Raw genomic sequence first — 19,056 nt, 5'->3', positions numbered from 1 at the left:
TGAAAATAGTGAAAAACTCAGAGTTTCTCGGTACTCATGTGAGCATTACTGTATCTCACATCTCCCGTAACGTCCTCTAAAAACCAGTCAGCAGGCTTATAATCAGCTGCCGCCTTCTCATCGGGAAACTCCACCTCGGCAAGAATCCTTCCATCATAGGGAGCCCCGAAAACATCAAGCTCTATTTTTAATCCATTTTCAATAGGAATGATATATCTCTTCTTTCTTATTACATTCCCATCTGCCTTCTCAACAAGATGCTCGTATGCTGTTTTATCAAGAGGCATGTTGTACTCGATCTGACCTATATCGCCATCTTCGCCTTCGAAATGTGCACCCGCAAAATCCTTATGGCACTTATATGTCATGTAGTACTCGTCATCCTGTCTTCTAACTCTGATGGCAGGAACCACATTAAGATAGCCCTGCTCGATAACATGAACCTCATACTGCTCCAGATTTTCAGGTAATTCCTTTACAGTAAATTTTCTCTCAATTTCTAATCCCATTACTTAAATCACACCCTAAAAACAATTTTCTTACCGAGTTCATCCGCAGTCTCTTTACCACAGAAGCGCTCTACGATAGCAAGCCCGAAGGGAATTGCTGTTCCCATTCCGCGGCTTGTAAGGATATGTCCGTCAACAGTAGTTTCTGTCATCTGAACATCCGCGCCCTTAAGCTCACCTTCAAGCCCCGGGAAAACGCAGGCTTTTTTGCCCTGTAAGAGCCCCGCTCTTCCAAATACTCCGGGAGCAGCACAGATTGCGCTGATATATCTCTTTGCTGCATCAAAGGCTCTTACCTGTTCCATGAGCTTCTCTGTCTTTTCAAGATTAGTTGTTCCGGGCATTCCGCCAGGAAGAACCAGCATATCCATCTCATCGAATTTCACGTCATCAAGAAGCTTGTCAGCTTTAACCTCTATTCCATGAGAGCCTGTTACCTGAAGAGCTCCCATAACTGAAACCATATCAATAGCAAGACCTGCTCTTCTGCAGATATCCACCACGGTAAGTGCCTCGATTTCCTCAAAGCCCTCTGCCAGGAAAATTGCAATATTAGCCATTTTTCATATCCTCCCTAAATTCAATTTCTTAATATACCACTGTCATATAAGCCGCCGCGTTCCTCAAGAACCTCCTCAAGTCCCATTGACTTAAGACGTCCATATTCCTCTTCCTGCATTCTGTCGAAATCAGCAGGAGGACAGCACATAAGATTGTAAACATATTCCACAAGTGCTGTATCAAGATCCACCTGATATTTTGCTTCCGAATCCAGTACCAGACTGTTTCCGGGGAACGTAAACTGATCCTGTACGCACAGATCATAGAAATAATCAAACCACTCCTCAGTCTCCCACTTGCAGTTCTGAGTCCATGTGGAAACCTGAGCGCCTTTTTTATCAACAAAATCAAAATGCCGATTCACAATGCAGTAATCATCCGGATTGCCGGGATATCCATGACTGAACAGCGCATCCTTCGCCATGGCCATTGCTGCACCTTCTTCAGTCTTTTCATGATCCGGAGTATAGTTGACCATCTCAGCTATAGCAGGATCGGCAAGCCAGTTCAGATATTTGATAACGGCATCTGTCTTATTCTTACTGGATGCCGGAACCATTACATACAAACCATAATCAGGCTCTGTTACATTGCGATATCCACCATCCTTAAGATCAAAGCACAGTAGCGGACTCACCTCGACCTTCTGATCAGTCTTCTTCATTTCAGAAATATATGTAAAAGGAGACATTGTATCATCAACGAAAAATCCTGCCCTGCCCTCGGTGACATCCTTTATATATTTGGAATTATCCGTATCAGCCGTAAAATCAAGTGAGATTATCCCATCATTATACAGCCTGTTTAGTTCTCTTATTCCTTCTATGGCGCCGTTAGCAACCACCATATATCTCTCTGCGTAAATAAATGCATCCCTGTCAGAAAGACCATCCACATAGGATCCCACAAAGCCCTGATAAAAACGTTCCGAATGAATATCCCCACCCATAGCCCAGGGAATCACGTTATCAACACCTGCGGGATTTTGTTCCTTAACAGCATACAGATACTCAATAAGCTGCTTTTTATTAGTAGGAACATCCATGCCCATCATATCGCACCAGTCTTTTCTTATATAAGCCATGTGCCTGGGCGCTTTGAAGCCTCTTCTCATCATTACTGCAACCTGAAGATCATTGTAGGCTCCCATATACTGAATGTCGCCAATATATTTTTTAATGTTATCGCCGTATTTTTCCAGCGAATCCGTAAGATCAGTGACCTTACCCTGCTTGGTCATATACCCAAACACCGAGGATGAATAGGTGAAAATGATATCCGGAGCAGTTCCCTCATCCACCATCTTCTTTATGGTGGTGTCAGAGGTGGATCTGTCCACGCTTACAAAATGGAGGTTTATTCCATACTCATCCTTCACCTTTGCTCTTATCCAGTTGGCAAGGGCGTTATCATCGGCAGTATATCCTTCGGGGAAATTACCTCTGTCCCACACCATGCAGGTGATGGAGTTTTCATCATCTGCTGAGTAGTCAGTGGCAGCCTCTTCCTTTGACTTAAAAATAGAACATCCCGCACAGGAAACGAGCAGGGATAATGTTAAAATCGTGCTAATTGTCCTGGAAAAAATACGCATAGCCTGTCCTCGTTAAACTTCGTCCGCCTGTTACTCCGAACGAAAAAACTAATGACTGTTACTCTGAGTTGATTCACCAACACATAGCTCCGCAGGAAAAGTGATATGCCTGTGGGAGCTTCTCGATTCTATAATGTCAAACAGCAGCTTTACTGTTTCTCTGGAAATCTGATCAAGGGGCTGCTTAATGGTAGTGAGTCTGGGATTGATATATCTGCCAATCTCCATCCCATCAAAACCGCACACGCTTATATCCTCCGGAACCTTAAGTCCCGCATCTGCTATGGCACGAATGGCACCAATCGCCAGAAGATCCGTCGCGCAGAAAACCGCTGTAAATTCTCTTCCTGATGAAAGCATTCTCTGCATGGTCCTGTAACCATTTTCCACCGAAAAGTGTTCCATGGTCTGATCAACGTAGAAAACAAGTCCCTCGTCAACCGCCATACCACGCTCAAGATATGCATCCTTGTAGCCCTCAAGTCTGAGGTGCCCTACAGATCTTCTACCCATAGCCTCAGTGATGATGGCTATATTCTTATGTCCCAGATTCATGAGATACTGGGTCATATGCCTTGCTTCAAGCCTGTCGTCAACCGATACGGTAGAAAACTCGTTTCGGCCTTCCTCCTCAAGAAAGGATGCTCCAATCGTTGAGAAAACCGCCGGAATTTTTAGCTCATTGAGCTTGAGCCTGGACTGCTCAGAGCCTCCACCAAGGAAAATGATTCCCCTTAGTCTCTTCTCCGTCTCCAGCTCCATAGCTACATCAGCCTCTTCCTCATCAGCCTCAACATGACGCAGGACAAGTGCATACTTCTGTCTGTCTATCTCCTGCTCGATGATATCGATCATCGGGGAGAAAAAGGGATTGGTTACTCCCTTTATAAGTACACCGATGCATTTAGCATCGGTGCGTTTAAGGTTACGCGCACTGTCATTGGGGACAAATCCTGTCTCCCTTATGACAGCCATTATTCGTTCGCGTGTTTTGGCGCTAACATCAGGGTGACCATTTATCACCCTGGATACGGTGCTAACGCCGACACCGCACATTTTTGCAACATCAACTATGGTTATTTTAGACATTTGAACTTCTTCCGTAGGTCTTAGCCATATCAAGCATGCGTGCAGCAAGCTCGTCAGTAAGAACACCGTCCTCCATACGCCATGTCCAGTTCTTGCCAAGTGTAGAAGGAGTGTTTATTCTTGCCTCTTTTCCAAGTCCCAGATAATCCTGCATGGGAATAACTGCTGTATTTGAAACTGATGCAAATGTAGCTCTGATAAACTCCCATACAATATCCTTATTGGAGCGGATATTCAGATACTTCTTGGCAAACTTCTTATCAGCTCTCGGAATTGAATTGTACCATCCAAGAGTTGTCTCATTATCATGAGTTCCTGTGTAAACAATACTATTCTGCACATAGTTGTGAGGAAGGTAATCACTCTCTTCTCTCGCATCAAAAGCGAACTGAAGGATCTTCATTCCGGGGAAGCCTGTTCTATGAACAAGTCTTATTACAGAAGGTGTAAGGTATCCAAGGTCCTCTGCGATAACTCTAAGATCACCAAGCTCTTTTTTCATAGCCTCGAAAAGCTTGTAGCCGGGTCCCTTTACCCACTTACCGTGCTCAGCAGTAGGATCACCAAACGGAATTGAATAGTACTCATCAAAACCGCGGAAATGATCGATACGGATTACATCATAAAGCTCATAGCAGCTCTTTATGCGGTTGATCCACCACTTAAAGCCTGTCTTTTCATGATATTCCCACTTATACAGAGGATTGCCCCAGAGCTGACCGGTTCTTGCAAAAGCATCCGGAGGGCAGCCTGCAACAGCAGTGGGCATATTCTTCTTATCAAGCTGGAAAAGCTTGGGATTAGCCCATGTATCTGCTGAGTCAAATGCAACATAAATCGGAATGTCACCGATGATATCAATGCCCTTTTCGTTAGCATAGGCCTTGAGATCGAACCACTGTGTCATGAAAAGGTACTGAATAAACTCATGGAATCTGATTCTGTCAGCGTGCTTAACCCTTGCTTCTTCAATGGCCTCTTTTTGTCTGAGCTTCAAGCCTTCCGGCCACTCTACCCAGCTAAGTCCGTCATAGCGCTTTTTAAGTGCCATATAAAGAGCATAGTCAGGAAGCCAGTCAGCGTTCTGTTTTACAAACTTATCGAATCCAGCCTTAAACTCCTTGGCAGGCTTTTTTGTGCTGGTATCTGACAGACCACTGTTTACAAACGCTTTGTATAAAACGTCATAACGTGTCTTGAAAAGTCTTGCATAATTGATGACCTTATCATCAGAGCCAAAATCAACCTTGTCCACTTCCTCTTGTGTGAGAAACTTCATTTCAATAAGCTTCTCAAGATCTATAAAATACGGATTACCCGCATAAGTAGAGAAGGACTGATACGGTGAATCACCGTAGCTTGTAGGTCCAAGTGGAAGAATCTGCCAATATCTCTGGCCTGACTTTGCCAGAAAATCCACAAAATCATACGCTTCCTTTGAAAAAGCACCGATTCCGTACTTTGATGGCAAACTAAATACAGGCATCAAAACGCCACATGCTCTTTTATTATTTACTTTCTTAGCCATTTTTTCTAAATCCTCTATATTCTCTGAAACTATAATTATTTTAATAACTGCTTGCGCAGACTATGAGCAACTGACGGCTCATAGTCCGTTATCTCTGATACCCCAGATAAGATTACGCCACTGCTCCATCTGTTCCGTAGTCATGAAACCATTGGATGTGCCCATGTAACCGATCTTGTAGGATGAGAATAAGAGTGCATTCTTAATGGAATTAACAGAATCCTCTGTCTCCTGATAATAGTGCAGGAAGCATGAGAAAAGAGCATTACCGGCACCGACAGTATTAACAACCTCGTTGGTCTTTACCGTCTTGTAATCGGCAATGAACTCACCTTTTCTGTCAAAGAGAATAACACCCTTAGAACCACGGCCCATGATAATAATATCTGTTCCGTAGGTCTTACTGATTCCTCTTATGAAATCATACGGATCCTCCTCGAGCTGATCATCCGAGAAATAAAGGATTGAAGCAGCGTCAAGGAAATCCCTGTTATATTTTTCTTTTTCCCTGCAGAAATTACGGATATTAACCGCAACCTTCCTGCCGTTCTCAGCGGCAGCAATTGCAAAGGGTCTGCAGAAATTAGCATTGGCCAGAACTACCATATCAGCCCAGCTGGCAAGCGGAGCAAACATAGACATATCGTAGACCTTGTCACGCAGATCCTTGATATCCTCGAATATCTGTCTTCTGCGTTCCTTGTCATAAAGGATCACACAGTTAGGAGTCTCCTCCATCATCTGAACCACATACTTAGTTGAAAGTTCGATATTGGTTCCCGGAGGGTTCAGGTCTTCGACTGATTTATCTCTGCCGATGATCGACATAAACTCAACCTCATCACCTAGCCATCTGAGCGCAAGAGATTCGTTATAAGCATCACCACCAAGTCCCGTATAAATTGAGTTAATCTCTGTAGTAAGCGGAGCATACTCAATCGGAACCTTGTTGACTCTTACGATTGTCTCAACCTGCGTAATACCTGCTACGACGAATTTTCCCATGTGTGCCTCCTTTAAAACCGGCCGTCAAGCCGTCATTTAATCGTACGAAATCGCACGAAGCATTTCCATGTACTTTAAAACTTCTTCATAGTAGTCTTCCGGCTGGAAAACGCCCTCCTGAAACATCTTTTCCAGTATCTCTTTGTTCACCATCTGGATCATGTCATCAACAATCTGATAATTAGCCTCAGGCTTAAACCTGGTGATATCTCCCCTATCCAGGATCTTCCTGATGGATTCATCGTAATTCTCACGAGTTTCAAGAATAGCAGAAGCTGCCTCCGGTGTGTCCTCCACCGCAGCTCTGTACATAAACAGCTTAATATACGGATACTGCTGCATACAAACAGAGTACACCCTCTCTATTTCCTCTCGTATTGTGAAAAAATCGGTGATATCCCTAGAAACGCCTGTTGTAATCTCCAAATTAATTACACGCACACTGTAATCATAAACAAATTGATACAATCCAAGCTTTGTTTCAAAATAGTGAAATATTAGTCCTTTACTGATACCGGCCATCTTCACAATATCGTCTGTACTGGCATGCATATAACCACCAAGAGCAAAAGCTCTCAGCGCTGCATTGATAATACGATCTTGCTTTTCTTTCTTAAGATCAAAAAATTTTTCGTTCATGAAAAAACATTTCTCCTAAAATTGACCGGACTAGTCCATTTCAATATAGCATTTTATGTACCTTTTTTCAACGATTTGAATGCAAATGCTTTTCTTATTGAATAAATTGTATTATCATTTATAGTACAGAACCAAGCGAAAAAATTTTTTCATTATAAAGGGGGTTCCAATGTCCAAACATTTTGGTAAAGTATTTTTGTTTGCAGCCGCTGCCGGTGCTGCCGCTGCTGGTGTATATTATTATCTCACTCAGAAGGATTCTGAATTATCAGAGGATTTCGATGATTTTGAAGATTACGATGACTTTGATGATTTTGAAGATGATGACACAAGCGGTTCATGGGGCCGTCGCTACGTTAATCTCTCAAGCTCTTCAGAAAAGGCAGACACAGAGGAAGCTTCTACTGATACCGAAGCTCCTGCTCCTGATAAGACAGAGGAGTTCTTCGACGATGACGAAGATGACGACATCAGTGATCTTAAGAAAATGGATGGCGCACTTTGAATTAATGGCAAAACAAAATCCCCGGTTTATACCGGGGACTTTTTATATCATCCTTCAGGTGCTGCAGCTGCTGCCTGCGCAGCTTTTTTCTTTTCAACCACAATTTCCTTTAGTTCATTAGCCTTATCCTTAATTCTGGAATTAGCTGTTCTGGAAGTAAGAATATTGGAAATCATTCTGATAGCAATATCAAATTCATCAACTTCCATTGCAACCGCCGCCATCAGATAATCTGTCGTAGTTTCATCCATACCTGCAATCTGAGACTCGCTCTGCCTTGCAAGCACAAATCCGTCCAGAGCCTTCTTTAAAAGCTCCTTCTCTTCTGCCTCGTTCTTCTTTTTCTTCTCCTCATAATCCGGAGCCGAAGGATCAAGATGCTCTGTCTCTCCTCTTATAAGCCAGGCCATCTTAAGACAAAGATAAGCCTTCTCGGAATTCTTGGCCTTTTTCACCATCGCAGAAGCGATCGCAAGCTCATAGCGCACGCGGGCCTCTTCGTAGGAATAGGTCTTGGTACCGAAGGTCTGCTTCTTGTAGTTGGAACTTATCTTGCTCTTAACCTCATCAATCTGGAACTTTGTGAGCGGAGCAAAAAACTTTGCCAGAACCGAATAGCCACAACGAGGACATGTAACCACTTCATATTTACTGGGATCCATCTCATTATATACTGGGCGAAGATCCATATCCTGGCTCTTCATCCTTACCTTACCTGACCTCAGTGTCTTTACATCAAACTGTGTCTCACAGATAGGGCAGGTATATTTCTTATCAAAAAGAAGTGTCTCCTCATTGATGACAACAGCAGGCTTTTTTTCTTCTTCCTTCTGCTCCTTCTTTTTTGGATCTTCATATAGCTCTTCATTTTCTAATGCACCAAGACCAAACTTTTTTAATCCATCCAAAAATCCCATGCTTTTTACCCCTCATTGCTGATAGTCATTAAATCTGACAATAGTTACATGGTAGTGCAAAATATTCCAAAAGCATCAAGCTTTAGGCAGTACAAAAGAACTCTTGAGTGAAACTATTCTGTTAAATACAGGAGCTCCGTCCTTGGAATCCTTGCTGTCAACGCAGAAGAATCCGTTTCTTACGAACTGGAACTTATCATAAGCCTTTGCTTCCATAAGCTCAGGCTCAAGCTTTGCATTCTTAATTACAGTGATGGAATTGGGGTTGAGGTTAAGTGAACCATCCTCGTTGTATACGCCCTTCTCCTCATCAATGATATTCTCATAGAGGCGAACCTCGGCCTCACCGCACTTCTCAGCTGATACCCAGTGAATTGTTCCCTTCACCTTTCTGCCGTCCGGGCTGTCTCCACCCTTGGTTGCAGGATCGTATGTGCAGTGGATCTCGGTAACAACTCCATTCTCATCCTTAACACAGCCTGTGCAGGTTACGAAATAAGCATTCATGAGACGAACCTCGTTGCCGGGGAAAAGTCTGAAGTACTTCTTCGGAGGCTCCTCCATGAAGTCCTCACGCTCTATCCACAGCTCCTTGCCAAAAGGAATCTCTCTGCTTCCGAGCTCCGGTGCTTCCTTGTTGTTCTCGATGGGAAGCATCTCAACCTGTCCTTCCGGATAGTTATCGATGATAAGCTTAACCGGATCAAGGATTGCCATCATTCTCTTAGCCTTAGGCTTTAAGTCTTCACGGATGCAATACTCAAGCATTGCATAATCAGCTGTTGAGTTAGCCTTACTGATACCGCAGAGCTCTACGAACTTCTGAATAGACTCGGGAGTAAATCCGCGACGTCTGAGTGCTGCGATTGAAACAAGTCTGGGATCATCCCATCCGTCAACAATTCCATCCTCAACAAGCTTCTTAATATATCTTTTTCCTGTTACGACATTCTGCAGATAAAGCTTTGCAAACTCGATCTGGCGCGGAGGATTCTTATATCCGCACTCGATCTTAACCCAGTCATATAAAGGTCTGTGGTCCTCAAACTCGAGAGTACAGATTGAATGTGTGATGCCCTCCTCTGCATCCTCGATAGGATGAGCAAAGTCATACATAGGATAGATGCACCACTTATCGCCTGTGCGGGCATGTGACATGTGTGCTACTCTGTAGATGATCGGGTCACGCATGTTGATGTTAGGTGATGACATGTCGATCTTGGCACGAAGTGTCATAGCACCGTCTTCAACATTACCGCTCTTCATCTCCTCAAAGAGTCTTAAGTTCTCCTCTACACTTCTGTCCCTGTTGGGATCATTCTTACCGGGCTCAGTAAGTGTTCCTCTATACTCACGCATCTCCTCAGCTGTAAGCTCGGAAACGTAAGCCTTACCATTTTTTATAAGCTTAACTGCATTCTCATACATCTTGTCGAAGTAATCTGATGCATGGAAAAGTCTGTCCTCGTAGTCAGCGCCAAGCCACTTCACGTCTTCAATAATAGCATCCATGAACTCTGACTTTTCCTTAGTGGGATTTGTATCATCAAATCTCATGTTGAACTTACCGTTATACTCCTTGGCAAGTCCGTAGTTCAAGAGAATACTCTTAGCATGTCCTATATGTAAAAAGCCGTTTGGCTCCGGAGGAAATCTTGTAACGACGTGATCGTATACGCCTTCCTTCAGGTCCTTGTCAATTTCCTGCTCAATAAAATTTCTTGATTCTTCTGCCATTTTCTATAAATCCAACTTTCTATTTAAATATTTCCCCTCATGGCCTCCTCTCCTCTTCTTCAGAGAAGAATATGGCAAAATAGCCTTATTACTATCATAGCATTAAATATATTTTTTCTCAAACTCTCCGGCGGACATGGGGTTATCATAGTAAGCGCCCTGAACAAGTGGCACTTTAAGCTCCTTTAACACCTTTTCCTGCTCTTCATTCTCTACTCCCTCAGCGCAAACATAGGCTCCAAGCGCTCCCGACAGATCCATCAGAGAATGGATAAGCGATCTCGCATACTCTTCCTTTCCAATCTCGGAGGTTATGATCTTATCAACCTTGACCGCAGTAAAAGGAAGGGCCCTTAGTCCGCTTATGGAGCTGTAGCCTGTTCCGAAATCATCAAGGGATAGCCTTACGCCAAGCTCACCAATCTTTTCCATGGCGCCCTTGGTTCTCTCAGTATTGTTCATGGTGAGAGCTTCCCTTACATCCAGTATCATCTGTGATGGCTTTATTCCGGCATCATCAATCGCAGACTTCAATTTATCCGCAATGTCAGGCTGCATAAGCTGGACCACAGACATATTAACATGAATATTGAGCTTCCTCTTAAGCTTCTTACTCCAGATCCCGCAGCACTTGGCTGCCTCACGAAATACATGCTCACCGATTGGATTGATCAGTCCAAGATACTCTGCCAGAGAGATAAACTCTGAAGGATTAACATTTCCCAGAATCTTGCTGTTCCATCTGACAAAGGCCTCCACAGCCACAAGCTTGGGCTTTCTTCCAAGGATATCAAGCATAGGCTGATAATTAACCGTGAACTCGCGGCAGTTATCCTCGACAGCCTTGTACATGGCTTTTTCCATATCGAGGCGTCTTATTGTGGACGCATCAATATTTTCAGAATACTGGGAAATCCTGTTTTTACCGGACTTCTTAGCTTCATACATGGCGATGTCGGATTTGCGGATAAGCTCTTCAACTGTATCGCCCGCAGTAGGGAACTCAACAGTACCCATACTCATCGTGCAATAGTATTCGCCGTCCTTTAGATACCAGGGAGTTGCGAAGGCTCTTCTTATCTCCTCAAGGATGCTGTCCAGCTTGTGATAATGCTCAGGCGGAACTATTATTACAAATTCATCGCCGCCCATACGATAGCAGGAGTTCTGAACACCATCGATACTCTTTATGGCAGCTGATATATCCTGCAAAAGAATGTCTCCAAACTGATGTCCAAGACCGTCGTTGATCTTCTTGAAATCATCAAGGTCAAGATACATGAGCATACCCTTGGAATTGCTCTTTTTAGCCTTTTCTACATAATTTACCAGATCTCTCTCGCAGCATAATCTGTTGTAGAGACCTGTCAAAAAGTCAGTATACGCCTGCTGTTCTATGCGCTTTTGATATATCTTCTTTTCAGTGATCTCGTAGATAGCGCAGAGTGAAACGAGCCTTCCGTCTACCCATTTGATGCGGGTGTAATAAAGGTCGTACCAGCGATCCTTCTCCTCGTAATAAATCTCATAGTTACCGCTATGGGAACGGGGAGGTATATTTTCTTCAAAAAGATCCTTCAGTGTATTCTTCTGAAGCTCCTTAGCGAAATGCTTCTTAAGACTTCTGTTTGCAAAGAGCAGCTCGTCCGTCTTCATGCAGCGCACATAAATCGAGCTTCCCACGTTGTCGAGAACCGCTTCCAGCGACTGAAAAGAGCTTGCGATGGAATTTTTCTGAAGTCTTTTCGTGATGATATTCTGCAGGATTTTGATCGCGTCATTGATGAACTTGATGTCATCCACAACCCAGTCCTTATTGCGCTTATCATCTCTTGTCTCTGCAAAGCATGCATAGAAAGGTGTCTGATCCGAAATTGCGATTGGAACGGAAACAACGCCCTTTATTCCGAGGTCCTCCAGCTGCTCCTTCTCACCGGAATTCATGGCAGTGTTTGGAGAAACGGCCACCATGTGATTCCTGCCCAGGAACCAGCAGCGATCCAGGTCCTTGTCCTCCTCAAATATCTTATAAACACCCTCGCCTGTCCACTGTACGACGATGTCCATTAGGCTATCCTCAGTGTGCATACGGCAGATAAAGGAATTGCTTATATCCAGATATTCGCAGACCTTCACGAGAATCTGTGTCATGATATCCTCTATCTCGTCGTCGCTATCAAGAAGAGACACAATCTCCGTCATGAGCTCTGCTCTGTGGAAGGACACCTTAAAATTCTCGGACTTTTTGAAGTTCTCAGCAGTCGAAGCTTCTGCCTGATTCATTGACTTATAGCCCTTAGCCATAGCAAGAGTAGTCACTCTAAGGAAATCAAGGCAATTATAAAATCTCTTTTCTGTTGTCAGATATGAAAAATCAGTGATAGGCTCCTCTTTGTAAAGATCAGGCTCATACTCTGCATCCTTAAGAAGTCCGCAGACGATCCATACAAGCTGTGTTACGCCCTCAAGCTTAGCTGCAACCGCAGCAACTCTGAGGTTCGGAATAGTTGTTCTCTCAACAGCCTGATCCTCTAAGTCACCCTCTGTTACTCTCTGAAAAATATTTCTGATGTGGATATCATCCACTGCTTTTTTGATGGTTGAAACTTCAAGAACATCACCTGAAAACTCAGTAATTTTCTCACCCTTAGGATCAAGACAACACAAATAAACTCCTGACATAGTTGCAAAGCTGTCCTGCCATTTGCGGAGTTCTTTGTCCTTCATTCTTATATAATTTCCGGGATTTTTGTTGCTGTCCAAAGCCGTCTCCTGAAATAGTTATAATCACTAATAATTATATCACTTATTGTGATATTTTTAGTAGCAAAATTCTTAATCAAAAAAGTCTTCCCCCGACTCCGGGAGAAGACTTTACTATTTGCAAAAAATTATCACTCATCAACGCTGTAGTTAGGAGCTTCCTTAGTGATATGGATATCATGAGGATGACTCTCCTTAAGTGCTGCGCTTGTCATCTTAATGAACTTACCATTCTCATTGAGCTGCTGGATTGTCTCGCATCCGCAGTAACCCATACCTGCTCTGAGACCACCGATAAGCTGGAATACTGTATCTTCAACAGTTCCCTTATAAGCAACACGACCTTCAACACCCTCGGGAACGAGCTTCTTAGCACCCTCCTGGAAGTAACGATCCTTAGAACCGTTCTCCATAGCTGAGATTGAACCCATGCCACGATATACCTTATATTTTCTACCCTGGAAGAGCTCGAACTCACCGGGAGCTTCATCACAGCCTGCGAACATTGAACCCATCATTACAAGGCTTCCACCTGCTGCGATAGCCTTTGTGATGTCACCTGAGTACTTGATACCACCATCAGCGATGATCGGGATGCCGTACTCTCTTGCAACTGAGTAGCAATCCATGATTGCTGATACCTGAGGAACACCGATACCTGCAACTACGCGTGTTGTACAGATTGATCCGGGACCGATACCAACCTTAACAGCGTCTGCACCTGACTCGATAAGAGCCTTTGTAGCTGCAGCTGTAGCAACATTACCAGCAACAACCTGAAGATCCGGGTACTTTTCCTTGATCATTCTGAGGCACTTAAGAACGTTCTCTGAGTGACCATGAGCTGAATCAAGAACAACACAGTCAACCTTTGCATCAACAAGGGCACCTACACGATCAAGAACATTAGCGCTGATACCAACACCTGCTCCACAGAGAAGTCTGCCCTGATCATCCTTTGCTGAAAGAGGATATTTGATTGTCTTCTCGATATCTTTAATAGTAATAAGACCTACAAGATTGTAGTCATCATCGACGATAGGAAGCTTCTCCTTCTTGGACTTAGCAAGGATCTGCTTAGCCTCTTCAAGAGTAATTCCGGGTCTTCCGGTTACAAGATTCTCACTTGTCATAACCTCTCTGATCTTCTGATCAAAGTTCTGCTCGAACTTAAGGTCACGGTTTGTGATGATACCAACGAGCTTTTTGCCCTCTGTAATCGGCACGCCTGAGATGCGGAACTTAGCCATAAGAGCATCTGCATCTGCAAGTGTGTGATCAGGTGAAAGAGAGAAAGGATCAGTGATGACGCCATTTTCAGATCTCTTAACCTTATCAACCTCATCGGCCTGAGCCTCGATTGACATGTTTTTATGAATAATACCGATACCACCCTGACGAGCCATAGCGATAGCCATGCGGTGCTCTGTTACAGTATCCATACCTGCACTCATCATGGGGATGTTGAGTTTAAGCTTCTTAGTAAGATGTGTGCTGACATCTATCATGTTCGGCACAACCTGTGAATATGCCGGAACCAAAAGTACGTCATCAAAAGTAATTCCTTCGCCAATAATCTGTCCCATTTTTCTCTCCTTTTTCAGTCCATAAATACTTTACGAGGTGCAATATTTTTAACAGCTTCTACCATTTCTCTTGTGGGCTCGAAAACAACCTTTTCTCTGCCGTCATAGTACATAGTGTAAGTAACATCCGGCTGCTGTTCGATTCCGGATGAGAAGTCAAGCAATCTGTAATTGTCTTTATTACGATATTCGTCCAGATGATAGGACTTAGATGGAGCAAGCATTTCCATGCGCTCTGCTTCGAAAGTTGCTACTCTTTTTCTCTTACTCTTGTTGAGAATCTTGTCTACGGTAATCTCACGTTCGCAATACTGATACTCGTATTCAATGGATGCATTAAGAGATACAAAATATACTCCGACTCCGAATGCAACGAACAGTACCATAAAAATAATGCTTCCGCTTAAAAATCCCAAAATAAATGAGAATACTGCCAAAAGAATCAAAAGATACTTAAGAAAAACCATCAGCGGCTGAGGCTTTCTTGCAACTAAAACTTCTACGTAACTGCTGTCACTCATCATTTTTTTGCAAATTTCCTTCCATGTTTTTTAAACGTTATGATATATTAACTGTAAACTCTCGTCAAGAATCGGAACGAAAACTTTTCAAAAAGTTCTTTCGGCGAGGGTAGCTATTATTGAATTTGAGGAGTAATTGAAAAATGAATATCAACGAAGAAAAAAGAAGCCAGTGGCAGGCCCTTAAGGGAATGGGGTTCAAAGCTCACTGGGATTATTTTTGGGATTATTACAAAATCCATGTAATTGTGGCAGTCATCGTGGTGATAGTCACTATCTCAATTGTAAAAGACATTGTTATGCAAAAGCCGTATGCTCTGTCATGTACCTTCATAAACACAGCGAGCATGATGGAACCTGATTCAATAAGAGATGGCTTCGCCGACTATGAAAAAATCGATACCTCGAAGTTCACGATTGCAATTGACTCATCTTCAACAATCGACTTAAAGAGTCCTGACCAGTACTCGATTGCCAACTCAGAGCGAATATACGCCATGATAGCTGCCAGAGACTTAGATGTCATCATGGCAGATGAAACAATTTTCAAGAACTATGTCGGAAATGAAATTTTTCAGGATTTAAGAAATTATTATACCGAAGAAGAACTCGCAGCACTTGGAGATAAGGTATACTACGCAACTCCCGAGGACTTCGTAAAGGAAACAGATCCGGAAACAGGAATTACTCCTACCGAGCCCGCCGAGGATTCAATGGCAAAGATGTCTGAAACAGAGCCTATTCCCGTAGGAATCATCCTTGAGAACAATCCGCATCTCGACGAGATTCAGTACTACCCCGGCGAGAAGGCCTACATCGGAATCGTAACTGCAAGCCAGCGCACCGACGTAGCAAAGGATTTCATCCAATATATACTTAACTAAGAAACTAAAAGCCATCCGCTTATCAATTGCGGATGGCTTATTTTATGTCTGTTTAAATCAAAGCTGTGTCATTACGAAGATATCGTATATAGCCTTGATTGCTTTTTCAAAGTCTCTGTTTTCAACACCGATGATGATGTTAAGCTCGGATGAACCCTGATCGATCATGCGAACGTTGACACTTACATGTGCAAGTGCTGAGAAGATTCTCGCTGCAGTACCGCGGGTTCTCTTCATACCTCGACCAACGACTGCGATAAGTGCAAGGTCTGATTCGATTTCGAGAAGATCCGGCTTTGCAAGTCTGTGAATCTCGGAAACAACTGCCTGCTCCTTATCAATGAAATCATCCTGGGAAACAAATACTGTCATGGTATCGATTCCTGAAGGAACATGCTCGATTGAAATGTCCTGATCCTCGAAGGCCTGAAGAACTCTTCTCACAAATCCAACCTCTGAGTTCATCTGATCCTTAAGGATGTTCACACAGCAGAATCCCTTCTTACCTGCGATACCTGTGATAGTGAACTTTGACTTCTTAGCAGTTGATTCAACAATCCAGGTTCCAACATCCTCAGGTCTGTTGGTATTTCTGATGTTGATCGGAATGCCCTCTTTTCTTACAGGGAAAATTGCATCCTCATGAAGAACGGAAGCACCCATATATGCAAGCTCTCGGAGCTCTGTGTATGTGATAGTCTCAATCTGAGCAGGTCTGTCGATGATTCTGGGATCTGCTACAAGGAAGCCTGAAACATCAGTCCAATTCTCATATACATCTGCATGAATAGCTCTTGCGATGATAGAACCTGTGATATCTGATCCGCCTCTTGAAAAGGTCTTGATCTTTCCATCCTCGTAGGCTCCGTAGAAACCGGAGACTACTGCATACTCAACATTCTTAAGGCGCTTGGCCATCTTGCGGTTTGTCAGCTCTGCATCGAAGCTTCCGTCCTCATCAAAGAGAACAACCTCTGCGGGATCAACATACTCAAATCCAAGATACTGAGCCATGATCTTACCATTTAAGAACTCACCTCTTGATGCTGCATAATCACTACCTGCCTTTGCCTTGAAGTTCTTTGCGATCTCAGCGAACTCATCCTTCAATGACATCTTGAGCTTAAGGCCCTTGATGATCTCATTGAATCTCTCCTCGATTGCAGTCAGCTCTTTGGAAAAGTCCTTTCCTTTTTCAGCCAGATCGTAGCACTGATAAAGCATATCAGTTACTTTAACATCGAGATTAGTTCTCTTTCCGGGAGCAGATACAACCACATATCTGCGCTCCTTGTCAGCCTTAACGATCTCTGCAACCTTCTGGAACTGCTTTGCGTCAGCACAGGAAGTGCCTCCGAATTTTACTACCTTGCTCATTTTTTCACTCACTCCTCAATATATCACAATAATCTTAAATAACTCTTCGCGCCGCTAAGCTTCTCGAATTTCTCAGCAAACTCCTTCTCAGACATCTCAGGTGTAACAAATGCGAACTCGCCGCTCACCTTAGCTGCTTTAACCTGATTAACATCACCAAAAAGCTCCTTTGCACTGCTCTCGCCTGATGCATCGCATCTTACGAAGAAGTTTCTAACATCATCCTTTGTGGAAGCAACCTCAGCGGGAACATTTTTCAGATTCCAGTCGATGTGCTTACCCTTGTGACGAACGATATCGATAACGTCTGCAACTACAGCTGAAGCTGTGGCCTTCTTACCTGCGCCCTTACCGTAGTACATTACGTCGCCAAGCATATTGCCATGAACATTGATTGCATTGAAAACGCCGTTTACATTAGCAAGTGAATCATCGGAAGGAATAAGGAAAGGTGCAACCATTGCAAAGAACTTTCCGTCCTCTCTCTTGCAGCTTCCAAGAAGCTTAATAGCCATTCCAAGCTCTCTTGCGTACTCAAAATCCTCACCTGTGATCTTGGTAATTCCTTCAGTATAGATGTCCTCATGCTTTACGAACTGACCACTCATTATGGAAGCAAGGATTGCTGTCTTTCTGCAGGCATCATGTCCCTCGATATCAGCCTCGGGATTTCTCTCAGCGTAGCCCTTATCCTGAGCAACCTTAAGTACGCTGTCAAAATCTGCTCCCTCCTGATCCATCTTGGTCAGGATGTAATTGGTTGTTCCGTTTAAGATTCCTGTGATGGAGTCGAGCTTTTCATGGCGAATGGAATCATTCATGGAACGAAGTACCGGAATACCGCCACCTACACTTGCCTCAAACAGATAGCTTACATTGTTTTTCTTAGCTATTTCAACAAGCTCAGGTCCGTGAGCTGCAACAAGCTCCTTATTGGAGGTACATACGCTCTTGCCGCTCTCCAGTGCCTTCTTCTCAAATGTAAATGCGGGCTCGATTCCTCCCATGGTCTCGCAGATAACCTCGACCTCAGGGTCATTTAAGATCACATCAAAATCGTGAACCACTTTATTTTCATACTTATCTCCGGGGAAATCACGAAGATCCAGTATATACTTAATCTCTATCTTGTCACCGGCGCTATCCTCTACGCACGCTGCGTTAACATCCAGAACCTCTGCGACACCACTCCCCACTGTGCCGTAACCTAATACTGCAATCTTTGTCATTTTGACTTCCTCCTATAGATAAATTTTTCCATAAACCAAGCCGGATAAACGGCTAAGTGATTATTATTTAAACCTCTGCGCTTCGTCCGATAATCTGCACGTTGTGCACCTTAGGTGCCGACTGAAGCTTTCCGATCATATCTGCCATATCACTTGTTGTAGGCAAAACCTGTATGCCTACCGACAACGCTGCAACCCCGTTATAGGGTATGGCCTGATGCACCGTCAGTATATTGGCTCCGCAGCCTGAGATAATCCTAAGGACCTCAGACAACACACCAAGCTCATCATCCATCTGCAAATTCAGCGTCAGGGTCGTACCCTGCAGACTGTCGTGGAATTCGTAGATATCATCCTTATACTTGTAAAAAGAACTACGGCTGATTCCAAGGCGTTCTGAAGCTTCATTTACAGTTTTGCATTTACCGGTATCCAAAAGCTTTTTCGCTTCCAGAACCTTTAGCAAAACCTCCGGAACTGCCTGCTTTTTCAGCACGTAGTACGCTGTATCTTCCTTCATATTCTGTTTCCTGTTTTCGTCCCTGTAAGGACATTTGCGAATTTTGTTCTTGTACGGCGGACATTTGTACGTCCATGAACGATATTATCACA

At 43.6% G+C, this 19,056-nt stretch carries 17 protein-coding genes; 2 read left to right on the top strand and 15 right to left on the bottom strand.

The annotated features are described in order from the left end of the window. Positions 1 to 17: 17 nt before the first annotated feature. The 7 genes from G601_RS0108270 to G601_RS24875 all read right to left on the bottom strand — a co-directional run bounded on the left by G601_RS0108270 (position 18) and on the right by G601_RS24875 (position 6,925). The gene (locus G601_RS0108270; protein ID WP_026491315.1) at positions 18 to 509 is read right to left on the bottom strand and encodes a CYTH domain-containing protein; all 492 of its coding nucleotides are present in this window, start codon (positions 507 to 509) and stop codon (positions 18 to 20) included. Between the two features lie 8 nt (positions 510 to 517). Continuing rightward, a complete protein-coding gene (locus tag G601_RS0108265; RefSeq protein WP_026665052.1) occupies positions 518 to 1,069 on the bottom strand; it encodes a DJ-1 family glyoxalase III in 552 nt (183 codons plus the stop codon). Positions 1,070 to 1,089: 20 nt separating this feature from the next. Next, positions 1,090 to 2,664 carry an extracellular solute-binding protein gene (locus G601_RS0108260; protein ID WP_026665051.1) on the bottom strand — a complete coding sequence of 525 codons (1,575 nt, stop codon included), beginning with the start codon at positions 2,662 to 2,664 and terminating at the stop codon, positions 1,090 to 1,092. A gap of 48 nt (positions 2,665 to 2,712) precedes the next feature. Further along, positions 2,713 to 3,753, bottom strand: a complete 1,041-nt coding sequence (locus G601_RS0108255; protein WP_026491318.1) for a LacI family DNA-binding transcriptional regulator — start codon at positions 3,751 to 3,753, stop codon at positions 2,713 to 2,715. Continuing rightward, positions 3,746 to 5,281, bottom strand: coding sequence for a 4-alpha-glucanotransferase (gene malQ / locus G601_RS0108250; RefSeq protein WP_026491319.1), 1,536 nt, complete (start codon positions 5,279 to 5,281; stop codon positions 3,746 to 3,748). Before malQ ends, G601_RS0108255 begins: the two co-directional genes overlap by 8 nt. Before the next feature lie 78 nt (positions 5,282 to 5,359). Next, positions 5,360 to 6,286 carry a carbohydrate kinase family protein gene (locus G601_RS0108245; RefSeq protein WP_026491320.1) on the bottom strand — a complete coding sequence of 309 codons (927 nt, stop codon included), beginning with the start codon at positions 6,284 to 6,286 and terminating at the stop codon, positions 5,360 to 5,362. A gap of 36 nt (positions 6,287 to 6,322) precedes the next feature. Further along, positions 6,323 to 6,925 (bottom strand): TetR/AcrR family transcriptional regulator, encoded by a 603-nt coding sequence (locus G601_RS24875; RefSeq protein ID WP_051205681.1) that lies wholly within the window; start codon positions 6,923 to 6,925, stop codon positions 6,323 to 6,325. Positions 6,926 to 7,094: 169 nt separating this feature from the next. Between G601_RS24875 and G601_RS24870 the strand changes: the two genes are divergently transcribed. Then, a complete protein-coding gene (locus G601_RS24870; RefSeq protein WP_051205680.1) occupies positions 7,095 to 7,430 on the top strand; it encodes a hypothetical protein in 336 nt (111 codons plus the stop codon). A gap of 47 nt (positions 7,431 to 7,477) precedes the next feature. On the opposite strand, the gene G601_RS0108230 is transcribed toward G601_RS24870, so the two are convergent. The 5 genes from G601_RS0108230 to G601_RS0108210 form a co-directional block, all read right to left on the bottom strand. Beyond that, a complete protein-coding gene (locus tag G601_RS0108230; protein WP_026665050.1) occupies positions 7,478 to 8,347 on the bottom strand; it encodes a DUF2225 domain-containing protein in 870 nt (289 codons plus the stop codon). A 75-nt stretch (positions 8,348 to 8,422) separates the two neighbouring features. Continuing rightward, positions 8,423 to 10,084: a glutamine--tRNA ligase/YqeY domain fusion protein gene (locus G601_RS0108225; protein ID WP_026665049.1), complete on the bottom strand. Its 1,662-nt coding sequence runs from the start codon at positions 10,082 to 10,084 to the stop codon at positions 8,423 to 8,425. Positions 10,085 to 10,186: 102 nt separating this feature from the next. Continuing rightward, positions 10,187 to 12,847, bottom strand: coding sequence for a bifunctional diguanylate cyclase/phosphodiesterase (locus tag G601_RS22470; protein WP_051205679.1), 2,661 nt, complete (start codon positions 12,845 to 12,847; stop codon positions 10,187 to 10,189). 131 nt (positions 12,848 to 12,978) lie between these two features. Next, on the bottom strand, positions 12,979 to 14,433 hold the full coding sequence (gene guaB, locus G601_RS0108215) for an IMP dehydrogenase (RefSeq protein ID WP_026491323.1): 1,455 nt from the start codon (positions 14,431 to 14,433) through the stop codon (positions 12,979 to 12,981). Between the two features lie 14 nt (positions 14,434 to 14,447). Further along, on the bottom strand, positions 14,448 to 14,954 hold the full coding sequence (locus tag G601_RS0108210; RefSeq protein ID WP_026665048.1) for a DUF6106 family protein: 507 nt from the start codon (positions 14,952 to 14,954) through the stop codon (positions 14,448 to 14,450). A 143-nt stretch (positions 14,955 to 15,097) separates the two neighbouring features. Here G601_RS0108210 and G601_RS0108205 point away from each other — a divergent pair, with 143 nt between their 5' ends. After that, entirely contained in the window at positions 15,098 to 15,838 is a 741-nt protein-coding gene (locus G601_RS0108205; protein ID WP_026665047.1) for a hypothetical protein, read from the top strand. 57 nt (positions 15,839 to 15,895) lie between these two features. Here the strand turns inward: G601_RS0108205 and G601_RS0108200 are convergent, their stop codons facing one another. From G601_RS0108200 to G601_RS0108190, 3 genes are all read right to left on the bottom strand, one after another. Beyond that, a complete protein-coding gene (locus G601_RS0108200) occupies positions 15,896 to 17,215 on the bottom strand; it encodes an aspartate kinase (RefSeq protein WP_026491326.1) in 1,320 nt (439 codons plus the stop codon). 23 nt (positions 17,216 to 17,238) lie between these two features. Beyond that, positions 17,239 to 18,444 carry a homoserine dehydrogenase gene (locus tag G601_RS0108195; RefSeq protein ID WP_026491327.1) on the bottom strand — a complete coding sequence of 402 codons (1,206 nt, stop codon included), beginning with the start codon at positions 18,442 to 18,444 and terminating at the stop codon, positions 17,239 to 17,241. Between the two features lie 67 nt (positions 18,445 to 18,511). Next, positions 18,512 to 18,964 (bottom strand): ACT domain-containing protein, encoded by a 453-nt coding sequence (locus tag G601_RS0108190; protein WP_026491328.1) that lies wholly within the window; start codon positions 18,962 to 18,964, stop codon positions 18,512 to 18,514. Between the last annotated feature and the right edge of the window lie 92 nt (positions 18,965 to 19,056).

The organism is Butyrivibrio sp. FC2001, assembly GCF_000424125.1.
Classification (GTDB): Bacteria; Bacillota; Clostridia; order Lachnospirales; family Lachnospiraceae; genus Butyrivibrio.
The sequence above is the reverse complement of the archived record's forward strand: the minus strand, read 5'-3'. Positions and strand labels throughout refer to the sequence as shown.

Excerpts from the sequence above, each read along its gene's own strand:
- G601_RS0108270 (WP_026491315.1), bottom strand. The coding sequence starts at position 509 with ATGGGATTAGAAATTGAGAGAAAATTTACTGTAAAGGAATTACCTGAA.
- G601_RS0108265 (WP_026665052.1), bottom strand. The coding sequence starts at position 1,069 with ATGGCTAATATTGCAATTTTCCTGGCAGAGGGCTTTGAGGAAATCGAG.
- G601_RS0108260 (WP_026665051.1), bottom strand. The coding sequence starts at position 2,664 with ATGCGTATTTTTTCCAGGACAATTAGCACGATTTTAACATTATCCCTG.
- G601_RS0108255 (WP_026491318.1), bottom strand. The coding sequence starts at position 3,753 with ATGTCTAAAATAACCATAGTTGATGTTGCAAAAATGTGCGGTGTCGGC.
- malQ (WP_026491319.1), bottom strand. The coding sequence starts at position 5,281 with ATGGCTAAGAAAGTAAATAATAAAAGAGCATGTGGCGTTTTGATGCCT.
- G601_RS0108245 (WP_026491320.1), bottom strand. The coding sequence starts at position 6,286 with ATGGGAAAATTCGTCGTAGCAGGTATTACGCAGGTTGAGACAATCGTA.
- G601_RS24875 (WP_051205681.1), bottom strand. The coding sequence starts at position 6,925 with ATGAACGAAAAATTTTTTGATCTTAAGAAAGAAAAGCAAGATCGTATT.
- G601_RS24870 (WP_051205680.1), top strand. The coding sequence starts at position 7,095 with ATGTCCAAACATTTTGGTAAAGTATTTTTGTTTGCAGCCGCTGCCGGT.
- G601_RS0108230 (WP_026665050.1), bottom strand. The coding sequence starts at position 8,347 with ATGGGATTTTTGGATGGATTAAAAAAGTTTGGTCTTGGTGCATTAGAA.
- G601_RS0108225 (WP_026665049.1), bottom strand. The coding sequence starts at position 10,084 with ATGGCAGAAGAATCAAGAAATTTTATTGAGCAGGAAATTGACAAGGAC.
- guaB (WP_026491323.1), bottom strand. The coding sequence starts at position 14,433 with ATGGGACAGATTATTGGCGAAGGAATTACTTTTGATGACGTACTTTTG.
- G601_RS0108210 (WP_026665048.1), bottom strand. The coding sequence starts at position 14,954 with ATGAGTGACAGCAGTTACGTAGAAGTTTTAGTTGCAAGAAAGCCTCAG.
- G601_RS0108205 (WP_026665047.1), top strand. The coding sequence starts at position 15,098 with ATGAATATCAACGAAGAAAAAAGAAGCCAGTGGCAGGCCCTTAAGGGA.
- G601_RS0108200 (WP_026491326.1), bottom strand. The coding sequence starts at position 17,215 with ATGAGCAAGGTAGTAAAATTCGGAGGCACTTCCTGTGCTGACGCAAAG.
- G601_RS0108195 (WP_026491327.1), bottom strand. The coding sequence starts at position 18,444 with ATGACAAAGATTGCAGTATTAGGTTACGGCACAGTGGGGAGTGGTGTC.
- G601_RS0108190 (WP_026491328.1), bottom strand. The coding sequence starts at position 18,964 with ATGAAGGAAGATACAGCGTACTACGTGCTGAAAAAGCAGGCAGTTCCG.